The sequence below is a fragment of the Micromonospora sp. NPDC003816 genome, assembly GCF_042874705.1.
Lineage (GTDB): Bacteria > Actinomycetota > Actinomycetes > Mycobacteriales > Micromonosporaceae > Micromonospora.
Window position 1 is genome coordinate 1 of record NZ_JBIANP010000002.1, and the last position, 16405, is coordinate 16405.

The 16405-nt window shown below is 73.5% G+C and carries 17 protein-coding genes; 1 reads left to right on the plus strand and 16 read right to left on the minus strand.

Annotated features, from left to right (window positions below; genetic code table 11):
- Nucleotides 1-225 precede the first annotated feature (225 nt).
- Nucleotides 226-624 (plus strand): carboxypeptidase-like regulatory domain-containing protein, encoded by a 399-nt coding sequence (locus tag ACFYTT_RS06220; protein ID WP_387257976.1) that lies wholly within the window; start codon nucleotides 226-228, stop codon nucleotides 622-624.
- A 33-nt stretch (nucleotides 625-657) separates the two neighbouring features.
- Here ACFYTT_RS06220 and ACFYTT_RS06225 read toward each other — a convergent pair whose 3' ends face one another.
- From ACFYTT_RS06225 to ACFYTT_RS06300, 16 genes are all read right to left on the minus strand, one after another.
- On the minus strand, nucleotides 658-2676 hold the full coding sequence (locus tag ACFYTT_RS06225) for a sigma-70 family RNA polymerase sigma factor (RefSeq protein WP_387257977.1): 2019 nt from the start codon (nucleotides 2674-2676) through the stop codon (nucleotides 658-660).
- 152 nt (nucleotides 2677-2828) lie between these two features.
- The gene (locus ACFYTT_RS06230) at nucleotides 2829-4001 is read right to left on the minus strand and encodes an acyl-CoA dehydrogenase family protein (protein WP_387257978.1); all 1173 of its coding nucleotides are present in this window, start codon (nucleotides 3999-4001) and stop codon (nucleotides 2829-2831) included.
- 7 nt (nucleotides 4002-4008) lie between these two features.
- Nucleotides 4009-4788, minus strand: a complete 780-nt coding sequence (locus ACFYTT_RS06235; protein ID WP_176092774.1) for a thioesterase family protein — start codon at nucleotides 4786-4788, stop codon at nucleotides 4009-4011.
- Nucleotides 4789-4791: 3 nt separating this feature from the next.
- Nucleotides 4792-5400, minus strand: a complete 609-nt coding sequence (locus tag ACFYTT_RS06240) for a hypothetical protein (protein WP_131053033.1) — start codon at nucleotides 5398-5400, stop codon at nucleotides 4792-4794.
- Nucleotides 5397-6257, minus strand: a complete 861-nt coding sequence (locus tag ACFYTT_RS06245; protein WP_387257979.1) for an HpcH/HpaI aldolase/citrate lyase family protein — start codon at nucleotides 6255-6257, stop codon at nucleotides 5397-5399. The genes ACFYTT_RS06240 and ACFYTT_RS06245 overlap by 4 nt, the downstream gene beginning before the upstream one ends.
- Nucleotides 6257-7414, minus strand: coding sequence for an acyl-CoA dehydrogenase family protein (locus tag ACFYTT_RS06250; RefSeq protein WP_131053035.1), 1158 nt, complete (start codon nucleotides 7412-7414; stop codon nucleotides 6257-6259). The genes ACFYTT_RS06245 and ACFYTT_RS06250 overlap by 1 nt, the downstream gene beginning before the upstream one ends.
- Nucleotides 7415-7435: 21 nt before the next feature.
- The gene (locus ACFYTT_RS06255; RefSeq protein WP_176092772.1) at nucleotides 7436-7852 is read right to left on the minus strand and encodes a Zn-ribbon domain-containing OB-fold protein; all 417 of its coding nucleotides are present in this window, start codon (nucleotides 7850-7852) and stop codon (nucleotides 7436-7438) included.
- Nucleotides 7852-9009, minus strand: coding sequence for an acetyl-CoA acetyltransferase (locus tag ACFYTT_RS06260; RefSeq protein WP_176092771.1), 1158 nt, complete (start codon nucleotides 9007-9009; stop codon nucleotides 7852-7854). Before ACFYTT_RS06260 ends, ACFYTT_RS06255 begins: the two co-directional genes overlap by 1 nt.
- Nucleotides 9006-9467: a MaoC/PaaZ C-terminal domain-containing protein gene (locus tag ACFYTT_RS06265; RefSeq protein ID WP_131053038.1), complete on the minus strand. Its 462-nt coding sequence runs from the start codon at nucleotides 9465-9467 to the stop codon at nucleotides 9006-9008. The genes ACFYTT_RS06260 and ACFYTT_RS06265 overlap by 4 nt, the downstream gene beginning before the upstream one ends.
- Nucleotides 9464-9967 (minus strand): MaoC family dehydratase N-terminal domain-containing protein, encoded by a 504-nt coding sequence (locus ACFYTT_RS06270; protein WP_131053039.1) that lies wholly within the window; start codon nucleotides 9965-9967, stop codon nucleotides 9464-9466. Before ACFYTT_RS06270 ends, ACFYTT_RS06265 begins: the two co-directional genes overlap by 4 nt.
- Nucleotides 9964-11202 carry a RidA family protein gene (locus tag ACFYTT_RS06275; protein WP_176092769.1) on the minus strand — a complete coding sequence of 413 codons (1239 nt, stop codon included), beginning with the start codon at nucleotides 11200-11202 and terminating at the stop codon, nucleotides 9964-9966. The genes ACFYTT_RS06270 and ACFYTT_RS06275 overlap by 4 nt, the downstream gene beginning before the upstream one ends.
- A gap of 14 nt (nucleotides 11203-11216) precedes the next feature.
- Complete coding sequence (locus ACFYTT_RS06280) at nucleotides 11217-12575, minus strand: MmgE/PrpD family protein (protein ID WP_176092768.1); 1359 nt, start codon at nucleotides 12573-12575, stop codon at nucleotides 11217-11219.
- Nucleotides 12572-13846 carry a CaiB/BaiF CoA-transferase family protein gene (locus ACFYTT_RS06285; protein WP_176092767.1) on the minus strand — a complete coding sequence of 425 codons (1275 nt, stop codon included), beginning with the start codon at nucleotides 13844-13846 and terminating at the stop codon, nucleotides 12572-12574. The genes ACFYTT_RS06280 and ACFYTT_RS06285 overlap by 4 nt, the downstream gene beginning before the upstream one ends.
- Nucleotides 13843-14883 (minus strand): LLM class flavin-dependent oxidoreductase, encoded by a 1041-nt coding sequence (locus ACFYTT_RS06290; protein WP_254876731.1) that lies wholly within the window; start codon nucleotides 14881-14883, stop codon nucleotides 13843-13845. Before ACFYTT_RS06290 ends, ACFYTT_RS06285 begins: the two co-directional genes overlap by 4 nt.
- Nucleotides 14880-15413: a MaoC family dehydratase gene (locus tag ACFYTT_RS06295; RefSeq protein WP_131053043.1), complete on the minus strand. Its 534-nt coding sequence runs from the start codon at nucleotides 15411-15413 to the stop codon at nucleotides 14880-14882. The genes ACFYTT_RS06290 and ACFYTT_RS06295 overlap by 4 nt, the downstream gene beginning before the upstream one ends.
- Before the next feature lie 172 nt (nucleotides 15414-15585).
- Entirely contained in the window at nucleotides 15586-16362 is a 777-nt protein-coding gene (locus tag ACFYTT_RS06300; RefSeq protein ID WP_176092766.1) for a FadR/GntR family transcriptional regulator, read from the minus strand.
- Between the last annotated feature and the right edge of the window lie 43 nt (nucleotides 16363-16405).

The following is a 16405-nucleotide window of genomic DNA, read 5'->3' on the forward strand; positions in this document are numbered from 1 at the left end:
GCCCCGGCCCCCCCCCCCCACCCCACCACCCCCCCGGCCCCCCGCAACCCCGCGCCCCCCCCCCCCCCCCCGCCCCCGGGGCCCCCCCCCCCCCCGCCCGGGGGGGGGGGGGGGGGGCCCCCCCCCCCCCCCCCACGGAACCGCCGGCCACTGCGGCACGTCTCAACAACTGTCCGTCACGAGAAGCGAGGGAGCAGTCATGGGCGAGCGAAGCGGGGTTCCGGCATGACCAGGGGGCGCGTCGGGGCGCTCGCACTGCTGGTGGCCGCGCCGTTGCTGATCGGGGCCGGCCTGCTGGCGTGGCACGGCGACCGGTCGGTTTCGGACGACGGCCCGGCAGCACCTCCACCCCGCAGTGAGACCACCGGCATCGTGACCGGCGCCGCCGCCACCGCCACCGGTGATCCGGTGCAGGGTGCCGCCGTCCTGGTCGAGTCGCTCGACGACCCGGCACCGGCGATCCCCGAGATCGGCGTCCTCACCGGCGACACCGGGCGGTACGAGTGGCGGCTCCCGCCCGGCCGGTACGAGATCGTCGTGGACACCGGCGAGCGGACGAGCGAGCCGCAGACCGCCACCGTCACGGCCGGCGCGGTCACCACACTCGACTTCGTCCTGCGCTGACCGCCCGGTGACACCCGGCTCGGGCCGACCCGGTCAGCGGGCGGCCCGGAAGGCGCGCCCGACCTCGGTGGTCTGGCCGCCGGGACGGAACAGGCCGGTCTGGTCCTTGTCGCTGGCGGGCAGCCCGAACCAGGCGTACCGGTGCAGCCAGGGCAGTCCACGCAACATCCGGGTCGCCTCGGTGAGGAACGCCGCCTGCTGCGCCTGGGTCGGGAAGCGGACCCCGTTCGAGAAGTCGATCAGCGCGAACTCGGTGAGCCAGATCGGCAGCCCGTACCGGTCGTGCACCGCCTGGAGGTAGGAGCGGAGCTGGCCCACCGCGTTGGCGGTACGGAAGTCGCCGCCGTACCAGTGCAGGGCGATGAAGTCGACCCGCAGCCCGCGTTCCTTCACGCCGGCCATGAAACGGTCGAGCCACTCCCCCGGCCGGTCCCCGCCCCAGGCCACCGCCGGGCTACCCAGCGGCAGGCCGGTCGCCTCCAACTGCGGCCACAGGTCCAGCGCCCGCTCCACGCTCATGTTCGCCTGGCCGTTCAGGTCCGGCTCGTTGAACCCGAGCAGGTACTTCCCGTTCTGCCTGGCCTGCCGCAGGTTGGCGGCGGTGACGCTGTCCGCGCCCCAGATCATCGGCACGAACTCGCTGCCGCGCGGGGTGGTGACGCCGGGGTGCGCGACGTTCCAGGTGTAGTACCAACTCGCCCCGGAGTCGGCGAGCGCCCGGTCGACCCCGTCGAAGGTCCAGACGCCGACGCCCTTCTTCGTCGAGGTGGCGGCGGGCGGAGGCGCGGCCGGGCGCGCCGCCGTGGGTGTCGGCCGCGACGACGGGCTCGCCGACGGTGACGTGCCGGCGCCCGGAGTGGTCGGTGTCGCGGAGGGCGTGACCGTCGCATCCGGGGAGGGTGGCGGCGAGGACGCCTCGAACGCCGGTGCCGCCACCGGCGGCGGTGGCGCCGCCGGTGCGGGCGTCGGGCCGGTCCGCTGCGCGACCACGATCGCCCCGACCGCGAGGACCGCCACCGCGACGGCGGCGGCGACCGGCCCGGCGACCTTTGCCGCTCCGGCCGGCAGGAGGCCGGCCAGCCCACGCGGGCGGGCCGCGTGCGCACCCCCGGGCGCACCGCCGTCGGTCTGCACGACGGCGGTGCGCCCGAACGCCTCGACCGTCGGGTCCGAGGTCGGGGCGTGGGGGCTCACCACGCCGGCCCGTGGGGTGACCGACGCGACGTTCGAGGTCAGGGTGGGTGACATCGACAGGTGGGCCAGCGCGTTCTCGGCGGTGCCGGGCGGGACGGGCAGCAGCGGGAGCCCGGCGAGCAGCCGGTCGACCGGGAACAGCTCGCCGCCGGACCCGCCGCACCGGCCGCACTCGCGGACGTGGCGGGCCAGGCGCTTGCGCCACAGCGGGTGGGGCCGGCCGTCCCAGCCCCGGGTCAGCTCCTGCATCCCGGCGCAGTCGGCGGTCCGCAGCGCATGGACCACGCTCCGGGCCACCTCCAACTGCTCCTTCATCCGCTGCACCCGCACCGCCGCGTGGGCGGGTGTGAGGCCGAGGGCGGCGGCCAGCTCGGTGCGGTCCAGGTCGCCGGTCGACTCCAGCCACCAGAGCGCCAGCAACGTCTGGTCGTCGGGATCCAGCCAGCGGGTCGCCTCGGCGACCTCCCGCCGCTGGTCGGTCAGGCCGAGCCGGAGGATCGTCAGGCCGGCGAAGTCCGCCGCCGGATCCGGCACCCCGTACGCGACGTCGAGGTCCGAGGTGTGCTCCTGCGCGGCACGGCGCCGCTGTTCGCGATCACGGACCTGCCGGACCGCGATGGCGATCAGCCACGACCGGTAGGCGGTCGGGTCCCGCAACTCGGTCAGGTACCGCACGACGCGCAGCAGCGTCTCCTGGACCACGTCGTCGACGTCGGCGTGCCCGCGCAACGCCCGGCCGACCACGTTGTAGACCAGCGGCAGGGAGGCCGCGAGCAGGGCGTCGAGCGCCTGTGGTTCACCGGCGCGGGCGGCGATCACCAGACTCGCGTCCGCGCCACCCCGGTCTCCGACCCGCATACCCGCCACTCCTCCACGTGTTCGCACCGCCACCGCACTCCGGGCGGACGGGACATCCGGCCGATGCCTCCCCACAGGAGACGGCAGGCCCGGGACGAGATAACAGTTTCCGCGAACATCGTCGTCGGGGCCATGGCCGGTCCGTCACGGACTCAGATCAGGCGGGCGACCTCGTCGCGCATGACCTCGGTGGCGCCACCGCCGATGGCGAGGAAGCGGGCGTCCCGACTGATCCGTTCCACCGGGCCCTCCCGGACGAACCCGGCCCCGCCGTGGAACTGCACCGCCGCGTAGGCGATCTCGTTGGCCAGCTCCGGCAACTGCGCCTTGAGCAGCGCCGCGAACACCCGGCCGTCGGCGCCCCGGTCGAGCTGCGCGGCGGCGTGGTACAGCAGCGTCTTGCCGGCGGCGAGCCGTCCCACCAGGTCCGCGATCCGGTGCCGGACCGCCTGCTTGTCCCAGAGCACCCCGCCGTACGCGGGCCGGGTACGCGCCCAGCCGACGGTGGCGTCCAGCGCCGCCTCGGCCAGCCCGACCGCCTGCGCCGCCAGGCAGAGCCGCTCGTGGTCGAGGCCGCGCATCAGCAACCCGAACCCCGCACCTTCCGGACCGATTCGGTGCGCCACCGGGATCCGGCAGTCGGTGAGGACGAGTTCCCCGGTGTCGGCGCAGTGCCAGCCGGACTTGTCGAAGGTGCGGCCGTTGGCCAGGCCGGGCGCGCTCCGCTCGACGGCGAACAACGACAGCCCGTGCCGACCCGTGTCGCCGGTGCGGGCCACCACGAAGAAGAGGTCGGCGAGGTTGGCGTTGGTGATGAAGGTCTTGGTGCCGTTCAGGACGTACGCGTCACCGTCACGACGGGCCCGCAGGCCGAGCCGGGTGAGGTCGGAACTCGCCTCGGGTTCGGTCACCGCGAGCGCGGCGACGGTCCGCCCGGCGAGGATCGCCGGCAGCCACCGGTCGACCTGCGCGGCACTGCCGGCCCGGGCCAGGTGCAGCGCGGAGAAGTCGGTGTGGGTGCCGACCGAGCTGGCCACCCCGCCGAAGGTGGAGCGGGCCAGTTCCTCGTGGAACACGACCGCGCCCCGGACGCCCGCCTCGCCGCCGCCGAGGCGGGTCGGGAACGACAGGCCGAGCAGCCCGAGGTCGCCGAGGCGGGTGAACGCGCCCGGTGGTACCCGCCGCTGCCGCTCCCACTCGGGCGCGGCGGGTACCACGTCTCGGGCGACCACCAGCCGGAGCAGGTCGCGCAGGGACCGGTGTTCCTCGGCGAGGAACGTCCGGTCCAGGTCGAGAGCGGCGAGGATGCCGTTGTCACCCGGCATCGACCGCTCACCCGGCCCCGGGTCCGGCGGTGGCGGGCGTACGGGTGTGGTCGTGCCACTGGATCGCCCGGCCCTGGCGCAGTTGCGCGATCGGGTTACCGGCCCGGTCGTGCAGCGTCGACTCGTCGACGCAGAAGTCCTCCGTCGACCAGACCGTCCGGTTGACCACGTGGTGCCAGCCACCCGCGACGTCGCCGACGTCGGGCGCAAAGTGGACGGTGAAGTCCACCGAGGGCACGAAGTGCGGTGGCGGGGCGAGGGTGAACAGGCCGGGCGGCAGCGCGTCGAGAAAGATCGAGGCGACGGCGTGCGGCCCGAGTGCCTCCCCCAGCTCGGCCTCGGGGGCGATCCGTACCCAGGCGGAGGTGCCGTCGGCCAGGCTCGCCGCGCTGCCGGTGCGTACGTCGAGCTGTGCGCTGTAGGCCAGCGGCCGGTGCCGGGGCACGTACGCGGGCAGCGTCTCCGGGTCGCCCCAGGCCGCCGGGTCCTCGCGGCGACGCCAACGGAACCGCTGACCGACCGGCACCAGCGAGGCCATCGCGTGCACCCGCGCCCGGTCCTGCTGGCTGAGCGTGATCCGCAGGCTGGCGGTGGCCCGTCCCCGGTGCAGCGTCTCGGTGGTCACCTGCACCGGCCCGGGGCGTACCCCCGCCACGAAGTGCATGGTCACGGCCTGCGGGGCGAAGCCGTCGACGCTGTCGGCGGCGTCCACGATCCGGCCGAGCACGAACCCGCCGAAGATGCCCTGCATCCCGAGCCATCGTTGGGCGAAGACCGGCGAGCCCATCGGCTACCTCTCCCACCGGACGAAGTCCTGCGGTCCCGGTGCCGCGCCCGTGCCGAGCCGTCGCCAGCCGGACAGGTCGGCGGCCAGCACGTCACCGGTGGCACCGGGCGGCACCGAGGTGCCCCGCCGCCAGCGTCCGCCGGGCAGGTCCGGCAAGGAGGCGTCCGGTCCGAGGTGGACGGTGTCGGCAAGCGGCAGCGCGGGGTCCGGCAGCCGGTCGGCGGGGTGGAACTCCGCCGGACCGCCGAACCAGGCGAGCACGGTGGCACCGCCGGGGGCGCTCATCCTGGTCCGGACCGCGCCGGCCGGAATGAAGGTCAGGTCGCCCCGGCGGTAGGTGGCGTCGCCGAGCAGCAGCTCGCCGTCGAGCACCACGAACTCCTCGTCGACCAGGTATCCGCCGGGCACGTCGCGGGCGAACCCGGCCGGGAAGTGGCCGTGCACCACGAACGCGCCCGACCGGGAGGCGAGTCGGGTGAGGTGGAAGCCGAGGTTCGCGCCGGGCATCGGCACCTCCCGCCACGGATGGTGGGCGGCGGTCAGGTCGACCTGCTCGGGCCGGGGCGCCCGGCCACGACCGACGGCGGCCCCGGCGGGGCCGGTGCCGCTCATTCGACACCCGCCCGGTCGGCCAGGGCCAGCGTGCGGTGGGCCGAGCGCAGCACCGCCGCGTCGACGAGTCGACCCGACTCGTCGAGGACCACTCCGCTGCCGGCGGCGGTGGCCCGGTCGAGCAGGGCGATGACGGCACGGGCCGCCTGCACCTCCGCCACCGTCGGGGTGTGGACCTCGTGCACCACCGGGATCTGGCGGGGGTGGATGCAGGCACGGCCGGCGAAGCCCTGCCGGCGCAGCCGACGCGTCGAGTCGGCCAACGCCACCGGGTCGGCGGTGATCGTGGACACCGGCCCGACCGGCGGATGCAGGCCGGCGGCGGCGCTGGCCACCACCACCTGGCTGCGGATCGGGGCCAGTTCGGCGTCGTCGGCACCGGGAGAGAGGCCGAGTTCGCCCGCGAGGTCGACCTCGCCGATCTGGAGCTGGTAGACCCGCGCCTGCCGGGCCACGGCGGGGACGTCGAGCAGGGCGGCGGCAGTCTCCACCAGCGGCATCAGCAGGGTGTCGTGGTCACCGGCGGCGGCGAGCAGCTCGGCTGCGGCGGCCACGTCGGCCGAGGTGTCCACCTTGGCCAGCACCACTCCGGTCAGGGCCGGCGCTCCGGCGAGTGCCCGCAGGTCCGCCTCGGCGAGGGGACCGGAGTTGACGCGTACCCAGATCGGCAGGTCGGTCGGGCGGCCGGCGAGCCAGGCCGTCACGGCGTCGCGGGCGGCGGCCTTGCCGGCCAGCGGCACCGCGTCCTCCAGGTCGACGATGAGCGCGTCGGCTCCCCGCTCCGGCGCCTTGGCCAGCTTGTCGGCGGCGTTGCCGGGCACGTACAGGTAGGAGCGGGGTGGAGGGGGCACACCCATCAGATCGTCACCTCGCCCCGCACCAGGGCCTTGGCGACGACGGTACGCAGCACGTCGTTGGTGCCCTCGCCGATGCTCATCAGGATCGCGTCCCGATAGAGCCGCTCGACCTCGAACTCGGTGGAGTAGCCGTACCCGCCGTGGATCTTCATCGCCTCGATCGCGGCCTCCAGGGCCACCTCCGAGCAGAAGATCTTCGCCATGCCGGTCTGCGCGTCGGCGCGTCCCCGGCGGACCGCATCGGCCGACCAGTACGCCATCAGCCGGGCTGCCTGGACCTGGGTGGCGATGGTGGCGAGCTGGAGCTGGACGGCCTGGAAGTCGGCGATGTGCCTACCGAACGCCTTGCGCTGGCCGGCGTAGCCGAGCGCCTCCTCGTGGGCGCGCTGGGCGATGCCGACCGACCGGGCGGCGATGTTGACCCGGCCCCACTCCAGGGCGGAGAGCGCCTGCTTGAGTCCGGTGCCCTCGACTCCGCCGAGCAGCCGGTCGGCGGGCACCCGTACGTCGTCGAGCAGCACCTCGCAGGACTCGGTGCCCTTGTAGCCGAGCTTCGGGATGTCCCGGGTGACGGTGAAGCCGGGCAGGTCGGCGTCGACCAGGAGGACGCTCATGCCCCGGTGCGCCGGCACGGCCGTCGGATCGGTCTTCACCAGCACCGGCAGCGGGTCGGCGTACCGGGCGTTGGTGATCCACATCTTGGTGCCGTTGACCACGTAGTGGTCGCCGTCGCGGCGGGCGGTGGTGCGGATGCCCTGGAGGTCGGTGCCGGCGTCCGGCTCGGTCAGCCCGATGCCGGTGCGGCGCTCACCGGTCGCCAACCCCGGCAGGTACGTCTGCTTCTGCTCCTCGGTGCCGTGCATGGCGATCATGCGGCAGGCCAGCGAGTGGCTGCCGAGGATGCCGGCCACACCCATCCAGCCGCGCGAGATCTCCTCGAAGACCAGGGCGAACGACACCGGGTCGAGATCGAGGCCGCCGTACGACTCGGGGACGGTGATGCCGAACAGCCCCATGTCAGCCATTCCCCGCACGATCTCCGTCGGGTAGCGGCCGGTCTGTTCCCACTCCCGCGCCACCGGGATGATCTCCCGGTTCACGAAGGAACGCAGCAACTGCTGGAACTCGCGTTGCTCCTCGGTGAGGGTGAAGTCCATCGGTGCCTCCTGGGGGTGACGTCAGCGGGGTGCGCGGCGGAAGATCGGCAGGGCGCGGCCGTCGGGCAGGTCGACCCAGTCGACCCGGACCCGGTCGCCGATCCGCCAGCCGTCGAGGTCGTCCGGGCCGTCGGCGACGAGCCGGGTGAGCAGCAGCGGGCCCTCGGCGAGCCGGACCCGGGCGACGGTGTACGGCGCGGCCAGGTCCCGCCGGGGCGGACGGTGCACATGCGTGTACGTGTCGACCTGCCCGTCGCCGCCGGTCTCGGTGAAGCCCAGACCGGTGGTCGCCCCGCAGCGGGTGCAGACCGCGCGGGGCGGAAGCTGGCGGTGCCCGCAGCCGGTGCATTCCTGCACCACCAGACGATGCTCGCGGGTCGCCTGCCACCAGCCCTCGGTGAGGTCGTCGGCGGGCGGCACCTCGGGTGGCGGGTTCATCAGCGCACCCCCAGCACGACGGTGGCGTGGGTGGACAGGATCGCGCCGGTGCCGTGCGCGACCGCGATCCGGGCGTCCGGCACCTGCCGGGCACCGGCCTCACCGCGCAACTGGCGTACCGCCTCCACCAGCAGCAGCACCCCGAACTGGCCCGGGTGGCAGTAGGACAGGCCGCCGCCGGAGGTGTCCAGCGGCAGGGCACCGCCCGGCCGGATCCGGCCGTCGGCGATGAAGTCGAGCACTTCGCCCTCACCGCAGAAGCCGAGCGCCTCCACGCTCAGCGCGGCGGTGATCGTGAACGAGTCGTACACCTGCACCACGTCCACGTCGGCCGGGGTGATCCCGGCGCGCGCGTACGCCTCGGCGGCGGCCTGCCGGGCCCCGGTGTCGAGGATGTCGTCGGCGCCGGTCATCGAGGCGGTGGTGGAGCGTTCCCCGTAGCCGAGCACCGCGACCGGGGTCTGCCGCAGGTCGCGGGCCCGCTCGGCACTGGTCAGCACGATCGCACCGCCGCCGTCGGTGACGAGGCAGCAGTCCGCGACGGTCAACGGGGTGGAGACCATCGGCGCGGCGCGGACCTCGTCGACGGTCAGCGGGGGCGCGTCGTGGCGGTACGCGGCCGGGTTGAGCCGGGCCCACTCGCGCGCCGCGACGGCGATCTCGGCGAGCTGCTCCGGGGTGCCGCCGTACCGGTGCAGGTACGCCTGCGCCGCCATCGCGTAGTACGAGATCGGGTAGAGCGGCGCGTACGGTGTCTCGAACTGCGCCTCCGGGGTGTGCTGCTCGACCACCCCGGCGAGGCTGCGGGAACGCGCGGACCGCTGGTTGGACGCGAAGCTGACCACCACGACGTCGGCCTGACCGGCGCCGATCGCCTGCACCGCGCGGGCGACCATCATCTCCGCGGCACTGCCGCCGACGAAGCTGGCGTCGACCCAGCGGGGACGTACTCCGAGATGTTCGGCCAGCGAGGTGGTGGAGAAGCGGGAGATGCCGGTGGTGGCGAGCCCGTCGATGTCCGCGAGCGCCAGTCCGGCGTCGGCGAGGGCCCGGGTGATCGCCTGCGTCTGCAACGTCAGCGTGCTGGCGGTGGTGACGCCGAGGTCGGACTCGGCGACGCCGACGACGGCCACCGACGCACGGTCGCGCCCGGTCACGTCGTCCCCTCCGGCACGGGTACGGCAGCCGACGCGCCCGGCCCGTCGGCGGTGCCGAGCAGCACGGTCGCCCGGGCCGGCCGGGCCGCCGGACGCTCGGGGCCGTAGTCGCTGGCGAGGATGGTGGCGGCCAGCTCGACCTCGATCCGGTCGTCGGCGACTCCGACCACGGTACCGGTGCACCGCACCGTCTCCCCGGCGAACATCAGGTTGCGGAAGGTGAAGGAGAGCTGCTGCACGAAGCATGCCGGGCCGAAGGTGTCCTGGATCAGCTCCACGAAGAGGGCGCCGAAGACCTGCCCGTCGACCACCGGGCCGGGCACCCGGGCGGCGGCCACGAACTCCGGGTCGTAGTGCAGGCGGTACCAGTCCCAGGTGGCACCGGCGTAGGCCACCATGTCGACCAGGTCGATGGTGCGGCGCAGTTCCGGCAGGGTGTCGCCGACCCGGGGGCTCATCCGGCCTCACCGTCCAACGCGACCAGGATGATCGTCTCCTCGTTGACGGCGAGCAGGTCGCCGTCCTGGTTGGTGTAGGTGGCCCGGGAGCCGACGATCAACATGTCCTTGCCGTCGCGGGTGCGCTTCTCGGTCAGGTCGTGGATCTCCCACGTCGCGGTGATCACGTCGGACGGCCGGACCCTCCGGTGGAAGGTGTACGCGTTGCCGCCGCGAACCTGCCGGGTGCCCGGCACGTTCAGGTGCCAGGAGTGCCCGGCGTAGCCGTCCCGGTCCATCGGCAGACCGGTGTACTGCCCGGTCTCGCAGATCAGCGTCGGCGGCGCGGTCACCCCGGGCAGCCCCTGCGCGCGGGCGTACGCGCCGTCCCGGTAGATCGGGTTGTCGTCGCCGATCGCCTGGGCGAAGTAGCGGCAGGCGGCGGCACCGAGGGCTTCCGGCGCGGTGTACACCCGGCGGCTGCCCAGCAGCGCCCGCACCTCGTCGGTCAGCAGGCTCATCGGCTCCCCCCGGCGTTCTCGGCAGGCTCGGTGGGCTCGGGGTAGACGGCGGTCGGGAAGACCTCCAGCAGGAACTCCGGGCGCAGCAGCGCGGCGCAGACCGCCCCGGTCGACGCCGGCCAGGGCGGGCCGAGCAGCCGCTCGCGTACCCCGGCCACGGCCCGGTAGTCGCCGATCGCCGACGCCACGCAGTACTCGGTGGTCTCCACCAGGTCCTGCGGGCCCAGCCCGGCGTGCTCCAGCAGGTGCCGGATCGCGCCGTAGGTCACCTCGGCCTGCGCGCCGATGTCGTCGGGGTGCAACGCCTGCTGGGTCTGCATGTCCAGGGCGGCGAACCCGGACATGTACAACGTCCGGCCGGCGCGTACCCCGGGCGCGTAGGTCAGCGAGTCGTAGCGCGACCAGCCCGGGTTGACCAGTTCGAGTGGGTGCCGCGAGGCGGTGACGTCGATGGCCACCAGCACGTCGGGGTGGTGCAGCCGACTCATCAGGATGCCGCCGGCCCCCGGATAGACACCGGCGCCGCCGAGGCGTTCGCGGCGGACCCGGTGGGTCTTGCGGTACACGTCACGGGTCGCCGGAGTGGAGTAGTCGTAGGTGGTGACGGCGGCGTCCAGGGAGAGCCCGACGGCGGTCAGCAGGTCCTGTGCCCGGTCCAGGCAGTACGCGTACTGGCTGACGAAGTCGCCGGGGTGGACCACCTCACCGGAGGCGTCCAGCGGCAGCATGGTCGGCAGGTAGACCGCGCCGTCGTGGCCGTCGCGCACCGGCGAGGGCACCCAGGTCCCGGCGGCGCGGGGTTCGCTGGCCGCGAGCGTCTGCCCGCCACCGGCCACCGCGTGCAGCTCCACCTCGATCAGCGCGGCCCGGCGTACCAACCGCTCCACCACCACGGTGCGGACCACCGGCTGGTGGTCGCCGAAGACCTCGGCGCGGACGGCCGCCGCGACGGCGTACTCGTCGAGGCCGGCGACGGTGATGTTCTCGGTGACGCGGGTGACGTCGGCCGGACCGTGCCCGGCGGCCTCCAGGATGGCCAGCACCTTCCGGTACGCGGTGCGGGCCTGACTGGCCATGTCACCGCCGACCGTCATCCGCCCCAACGCGGGGTCGAGCGCGGCGGCGGTGTGGCCTGAGGTCCAGGCCGCGTCACCGTCGGCCAGGCCGAGGCAGAAGGTGAACCCGTCGTACGGGAACCAGGGGAAGTGGGCGGGGCGGATCGCGGACAGCGGCACGTGGGTCTCCCGGGTCAGTCACCGGCGGCGGCCAGAGCCGCCACGATCGGGTCGAGGCTGTCGAGGTCGTCGAGGCGGCGCATCAGGTCGACGACGGGCGTACCGACGTCACCGGCGTTGCCGAGGAACTTGGCGGTCAACTCGTCGTCGCCGAGTGGGGCGTCCGGCCCACCGCCGCTGCGGGGCACCGTGCCGCGTACGGTCGTGCCGTCGGCGAGGGTGAGCACGACGGCGCCGGGGGCGTCGGCGGCGTGCCCACCGGTGTCGACGATCCGCCAGCGCACCCGGTCGGCGAGGGCCGCCACGTCGGCGCGGGCGATCGAGTCGGGTCGGTAGCTGGCGGTCGTCAGGTCACCGTCCAGCAGCGTCGCGGCGACACTCCACGGCAGCGAGAACTTCGCCGCGTACGGGGTGGCCGGTCGGGCCAGGTCCCGGCCGGGTCCGCAGACGGTGGGTGCCGAGTCGGGATGCACGTCGACATCGACGCGGGTGACGGCGGCCGGGTCGGCGGGGAATCCGGGTTGCCGACGGGCGTCCCGGGCGGCGTCGATCGCGGCGTGGGAGAGCTGGCAGGCCGGATAGGGCTTGATGCCGATCCGGGTGGTCTCCCAGCGGGTGCCGAGCCTGTCCACGATCGACGCGGGTTCCACCGGACCGGCGGCCAGGGCGTCGAAGACGCCGTGCGGGCCGTCGAGGACGTTCGCCGGCCCGGAGGCACCGGCGGCGGCGAGCCGGGCGGCGAGCACCCCGGCGTGTGAGGCGAAGCCGGGGTGCAGTTGCTTGGTCGACGCACCGGTGTGCAGGAAGGCGAGCAGGCCACCGGCCTGGCTGCCGGCGATGCCGAGGGCGTCGGTGGCCCGGGCCGCATCGAGACCTAGCAGCCGCGCGGTGACCAGCGCGGACGAGAAGACCCCGGCGACCATTGTGGCGTGCAGGCCACGGGAGTGGAAGCCGTGCGGGGCGGCGGCGGCCACCCGGCACACCGTCTCGTAGCCGACCACGGCGGCGGTGAGCACCTGCCGACCGGTGGCGCCCACCTGCTCGCCGACGGCGAACGCGGCGGGCAGCACCACGGCGGTGGCGTGCACCAGACCGGCGGCGTGCGTGTCGTCGAAGTCCAACGCGTGCACCAGGGCACCGCTGGCCAGCGCGGCGGCCGGGGCACCGATCCGGGCACGGCCGCCGAGCGGCGTGGCCTCCGCCGGGCCGCCGAGGTCACGGGCGACCACCAGCACCGGATCGACCACGCCCGCGCGCCGCCCGGCCAGTGCGGTGCCCAGGCCGTCGAGCAGGTGTCGCCGCGCGGCGTGCCGCACCGGCTCCGGCAGCTCGACGGTGCCGGTCGCCCACTCGGCCAGGTCGGACGCGATCATCGGCTGGCCGCCTCCGTGCCGGGATCGGCGGTACGCGGCGGCGGGCCGTCGCTGGTCGCGCCACCGTCGCCGTCCGGTCCGAACGCGCCCGCCTCGGCGAGGACGGCAACCGCCTGCGGGTCGAGGCCGAGCAGCTCACCGGTGACGGTGGCGAAGTCCTCATTGCGCAGCGGAGCCCGCCGGTACGCGGGCGGCTCGTCGCCGACCCGGACGGGGCTGGCGAGCTGCTGCACGGTGCCGAAGCGGGGATGGTCGGTGGTGACGATCAGGTCGCGGGCCGCGGTGTGCTCCTCGGTCAGCGCGGCGCCCACGTCGTTGATCGGGCCGCACGGGATCGCGGCGGCGTACAGCTCGGGCAGCCACTCGTCGACGGTCCGTTGCCGGAAGATGTCCGCCAGCGCGGCGAGCAACTCCTCGCGGTTCTCCCGCCGGGCACCGAAGTTCGCGTACGGCGACCCGTCTTCGGCCCACTCCGGGTGGCCGACGAGCGTGGCCAGCCGGGCCCAGAACTTCTCCTTGGCGCAGCCGACCACCATCCAGCCGTCCTTGGCCTCGAAGACCTGGAAGGGCACCAGGGACGGGTGGGCCGAGTGATGGGTGCGCACCGGCGCGAACCCGGCGTTGAGGTGCCAGGTGGCCGGGTAGGTGAGCAGCGAGATCGCGGTGTCGTAGAGGCTGACGTCGCAGTCCATGCCGACGCCGTCGCGGCGTGCGGCGTGCACCCCGGCAAGCAGCGAGATCGCCGCGACGAACCCGCCGGAGAAGTCGACCAGCGACAGCCCGGACTTGGTCGGCGGGCCGTCGGGCTCGCCGGTCAGCTCCATCCAGCCGGCCAGTCCCTGGAGGATGTAGTCGTAGCCGGGCTCGGCGTGGCGGGGCCCGGTCATCCCGAAGCCGGTCAGCGAGACACAGACGATCCGGGGGTTGAGGTGCTTGAGGTCGTCGTAGCGGATGCGCATCTTCGCCGGTACGTCGCCACGCAGGTTGGAGTAGACCACGTCGGAGACGGCGACCAGTTTCTCGAACACCTCCCGGCCGGCGTCGGTGCTCAGGTCCAACGAGAGACTGCGCTTGTTGCGGTTGAACGTCTCGAAGAAGAGCGAGTCCTCGTCCTGCGCGTACGGCGGGACGTACCGGCCCACGTCGCCACCGGCGCGCGGGTCCTCGATCTTGATGACCTCGGCACCGAGGTCGGCAAGGTGCACGGTGCCGAACGGTCCGGCGCCGTACTGCTCGATCGCGATGATGCGGATGTCGGCCAGGGGTCTCATGTGGCGGCTCCGGTCATCTCGGCGATCAGGGCGATGATCTCGTCCTGGGCGGCTCGGGTGTCGGCGGCCGGCAGCCCGTGGGTGGGCGGGCTCAGCTTGACCGAGTCGGCGATCCCGTCGTACGCGGTGATCCGGTCGGCGACGTCGGCGCGGGTCCCGGTCAGGGTGAGCGCGTCGACCATCCGGTCACTGACGGCGTCGGCGAGGTAGTCGGCACCGGCTCCGGCCCGGAACGCGTCGACGACCTGCTGCTGGTCGTCGGCGAGGTCGTGGAAGGCGAAGAAGTCGGCGTAGGTGCGGACGGTGGCGTAGAAGCCGACCAGGCCGGCGGCGCGGCGACGGGCCACCTGGCGGTCGTCGGCGATCGAGCAGCACGCCGAGACGACGACGTCGAGGTCAGCGCGGGTCCGGCTGTCGGCGCGGTCGATGCCGACCGTCAGGTCGGGCAGGATCTGCTCGGCGAGGTAGCGGGGCGAGCAGAGTTCGTGGCTGATCCACCCGTCACCGATCTCACCGGCCAGGCGGGTCATCAGCGGCCCCATCGCGGCCAGGTAGACCGGGATCGCCTCGGCCGGCACCGCGAAGGGGCGCTCGTAGCCCCGGATCCGCATCGGCTCGTACTCGCCGTCGAGCAGCATCGGCTCGCCACTGGTGCAGTGCCGCCAGAAGTGCCGGATGTTGCGGACGCTCTCCCGCATGTGCGGCACGGGCTTGCCGAACACCACGTTGTGCCAGTCCTCGTTGAGACGCTTGACGCCCGAGCCGAGGCCCAGCACGAACCGTCCACCGGAGAGTTCGTCCAGGTCGAGCGCCTCCAGAGCGGTGATCATCGGGCTGCGGGTGAAGGCGAGCGCGATGCACGTGCCGATCCGGGCGGTCTCGGTGGCGACGGCCAGCGCCGCGGCCGTGCCGGTGGCACTACGGTGCAGCTCGGAGACCCAGAGCACCTCGGCGCCGGCCCGCTCGGCCCGCCGGCCGGCGTCGGCCACCTCGGCGAGCGTCTCGCCCCACGGCTGGTACGTCAGACGCAGTGTCATGCGCCCGCCCCGTCCGGAAGGGACAGTGGCGTGGCGGCGACCGGGAAGATCCCCTCGACCTGTTCGGCGCCTCGCTTGTAGACGTAGAAGGTGCGTTTGAAGGCGCACACCTGCTTGCCGTCCTGGTTGAGCGTGCGGGTGCGGACGGTGACGATGCCGGCGTGCGGCCGGGAGCCCGACTCGCGCTTCTCCAGCACCAGGGACTCGCTGTAGAGCGTGTCTCCGGCGAACACCGGGTGCGGCAGGCTGATGTCGTCCCAGCCCAGGTTGGCGAAGGCGTTCTGGGTGAGGTCGGTGACGCTCTGCCCGACCGCGATGGCCAGCGTCAGGGTCGAGACGACGAGCGGTCTGCCGAACTCGGACCGGGCGGCGTACTCGGCGTTGAAGTGCATCTGACTGGTGTTCATCGTCAGCAGGGTGAACCAGGTGTTGTCGGTCTCGGTGACGGTGCGCCCGAGCGGGTGCTGGTAGACGTCACCGACCTGGAAGTCCTCGAAGAAACGTCCGGTCCATCCTTGGCGCACCGTCATCGGTCGATCCTTTCGACAGCCCTGAACTGCCGCTAGTTTATTTGTCTGACTTTTTACGTGTCAAGGCTCCGTAAGCGATCTGGACTGCAAATACAGGCACACGAAAAGGCGTCCTGTCGCCGTTCGACAGGACGCCTTGATGAAACCTCAGAACTTTAGGGTGACTTTCCTTTCACCGCTGCTCGTACGCCCGCCGCACCGTGCCGAGATGGGCCCGCATCGCCTCGCGCGCACCGGCCTCGTCCCGGGCCTGCACGTACCCGCAGATCTCGGTGTGCTCGGCGTCGATCTGGCCCCAGTACTCCGCCGGCATGTCCCGATCCGCCGTCCGCGCCTGCAACACCCGGAACACCGGCTCGACCATCACCCCGAGCAGTTGGTTGCCGGTCGCCTCGACCAGCACCCCGTGGAACGTCACGTGCTCCCGGAACTTGCGGCCCCGGGCGCGGGTCAGCTTCTCCCGCTCCACCGCCTGGCGCATCAACGTCAGGTGCTCGTCGGCGTGGCGCAGCGCGGCCAGCCCCGCAGCCGGCACCTCCAGGCTCTCCCGCGCCTCCAGCAGATTGTCCAGCGTGATGTCGCGCGCCCCGGACATCAGCCCGAGACTCATCTCCAGATACTCGCTGACCTGGTCGAACTGGACCCGCGCCACGAACGTCCCGCCGGTGGTGCCCCGGGTGGTCCGGATCAGGTCCTTGGAGGCCAGCACCCGCAGCGCCTCCCGGATCGTGCTCCGGCTGACCCCGAAGATCTCGGACAGCTCGATCTCGGTGGGCAGCCGGTCACCCGCCGTCAACGAACCGTCCAGGATCCGCTCCCGGAGCTGGTCGGCCACCTGCTGGTAGGCCGGGCGCACCCGGGTGACCCCGAGCACCTCGGGACCCTTGCGGCCACCCGGGATCACCTGCTCCGGCCGGGCAGTCTGGGCCCCCGTCACGTCCTTGGCCATGGTCACTCCGGCTCCGCATCCCCTCGGCCCCGCACTCTGAGGG

Excerpts from the sequence above, each read along its gene's own strand:
- ACFYTT_RS06220 (WP_387257976.1), top strand. The coding sequence starts at position 226 with ATGACCAGGGGGCGCGTCGGGGCGCTCGCACTGCTGGTGGCCGCGCCG.
- ACFYTT_RS06225 (WP_387257977.1), bottom strand. The coding sequence starts at position 2,676 with ATGCGGGTCGGAGACCGGGGTGGCGCGGACGCGAGTCTGGTGATCGCC.
- ACFYTT_RS06230 (WP_387257978.1), bottom strand. The coding sequence starts at position 4,001 with ATGCCGGGTGACAACGGCATCCTCGCCGCTCTCGACCTGGACCGGACG.
- ACFYTT_RS06235 (WP_176092774.1), bottom strand. The coding sequence starts at position 4,788 with ATGGGCTCGCCGGTCTTCGCCCAACGATGGCTCGGGATGCAGGGCATC.
- ACFYTT_RS06240 (WP_131053033.1), bottom strand. The coding sequence starts at position 5,400 with ATGAGCGGCACCGGCCCCGCCGGGGCCGCCGTCGGTCGTGGCCGGGCG.
- ACFYTT_RS06245 (WP_387257979.1), bottom strand. The coding sequence starts at position 6,257 with ATGGGTGTGCCCCCTCCACCCCGCTCCTACCTGTACGTGCCCGGCAAC.
- ACFYTT_RS06250 (WP_131053035.1), bottom strand. The coding sequence starts at position 7,414 with ATGGACTTCACCCTCACCGAGGAGCAACGCGAGTTCCAGCAGTTGCTG.
- ACFYTT_RS06255 (WP_176092772.1), bottom strand. The coding sequence starts at position 7,852 with ATGAACCCGCCACCCGAGGTGCCGCCCGCCGACGACCTCACCGAGGGC.
- ACFYTT_RS06265 (WP_131053038.1), bottom strand. The coding sequence starts at position 9,467 with ATGAGCCCCCGGGTCGGCGACACCCTGCCGGAACTGCGCCGCACCATC.
- ACFYTT_RS06270 (WP_131053039.1), bottom strand. The coding sequence starts at position 9,967 with ATGAGCCTGCTGACCGACGAGGTGCGGGCGCTGCTGGGCAGCCGCCGG.
- ACFYTT_RS06280 (WP_176092768.1), bottom strand. The coding sequence starts at position 12,575 with ATGATCGCGTCCGACCTGGCCGAGTGGGCGACCGGCACCGTCGAGCTG.
- ACFYTT_RS06285 (WP_176092767.1), bottom strand. The coding sequence starts at position 13,846 with ATGAGACCCCTGGCCGACATCCGCATCATCGCGATCGAGCAGTACGGC.
- ACFYTT_RS06290 (WP_254876731.1), bottom strand. The coding sequence starts at position 14,883 with ATGACACTGCGTCTGACGTACCAGCCGTGGGGCGAGACGCTCGCCGAG.
- ACFYTT_RS06295 (WP_131053043.1), bottom strand. The coding sequence starts at position 15,413 with ATGACGGTGCGCCAAGGATGGACCGGACGTTTCTTCGAGGACTTCCAG.
- ACFYTT_RS06300 (WP_176092766.1), bottom strand. The coding sequence starts at position 16,362 with ATGGCCAAGGACGTGACGGGGGCCCAGACTGCCCGGCCGGAGCAGGTG.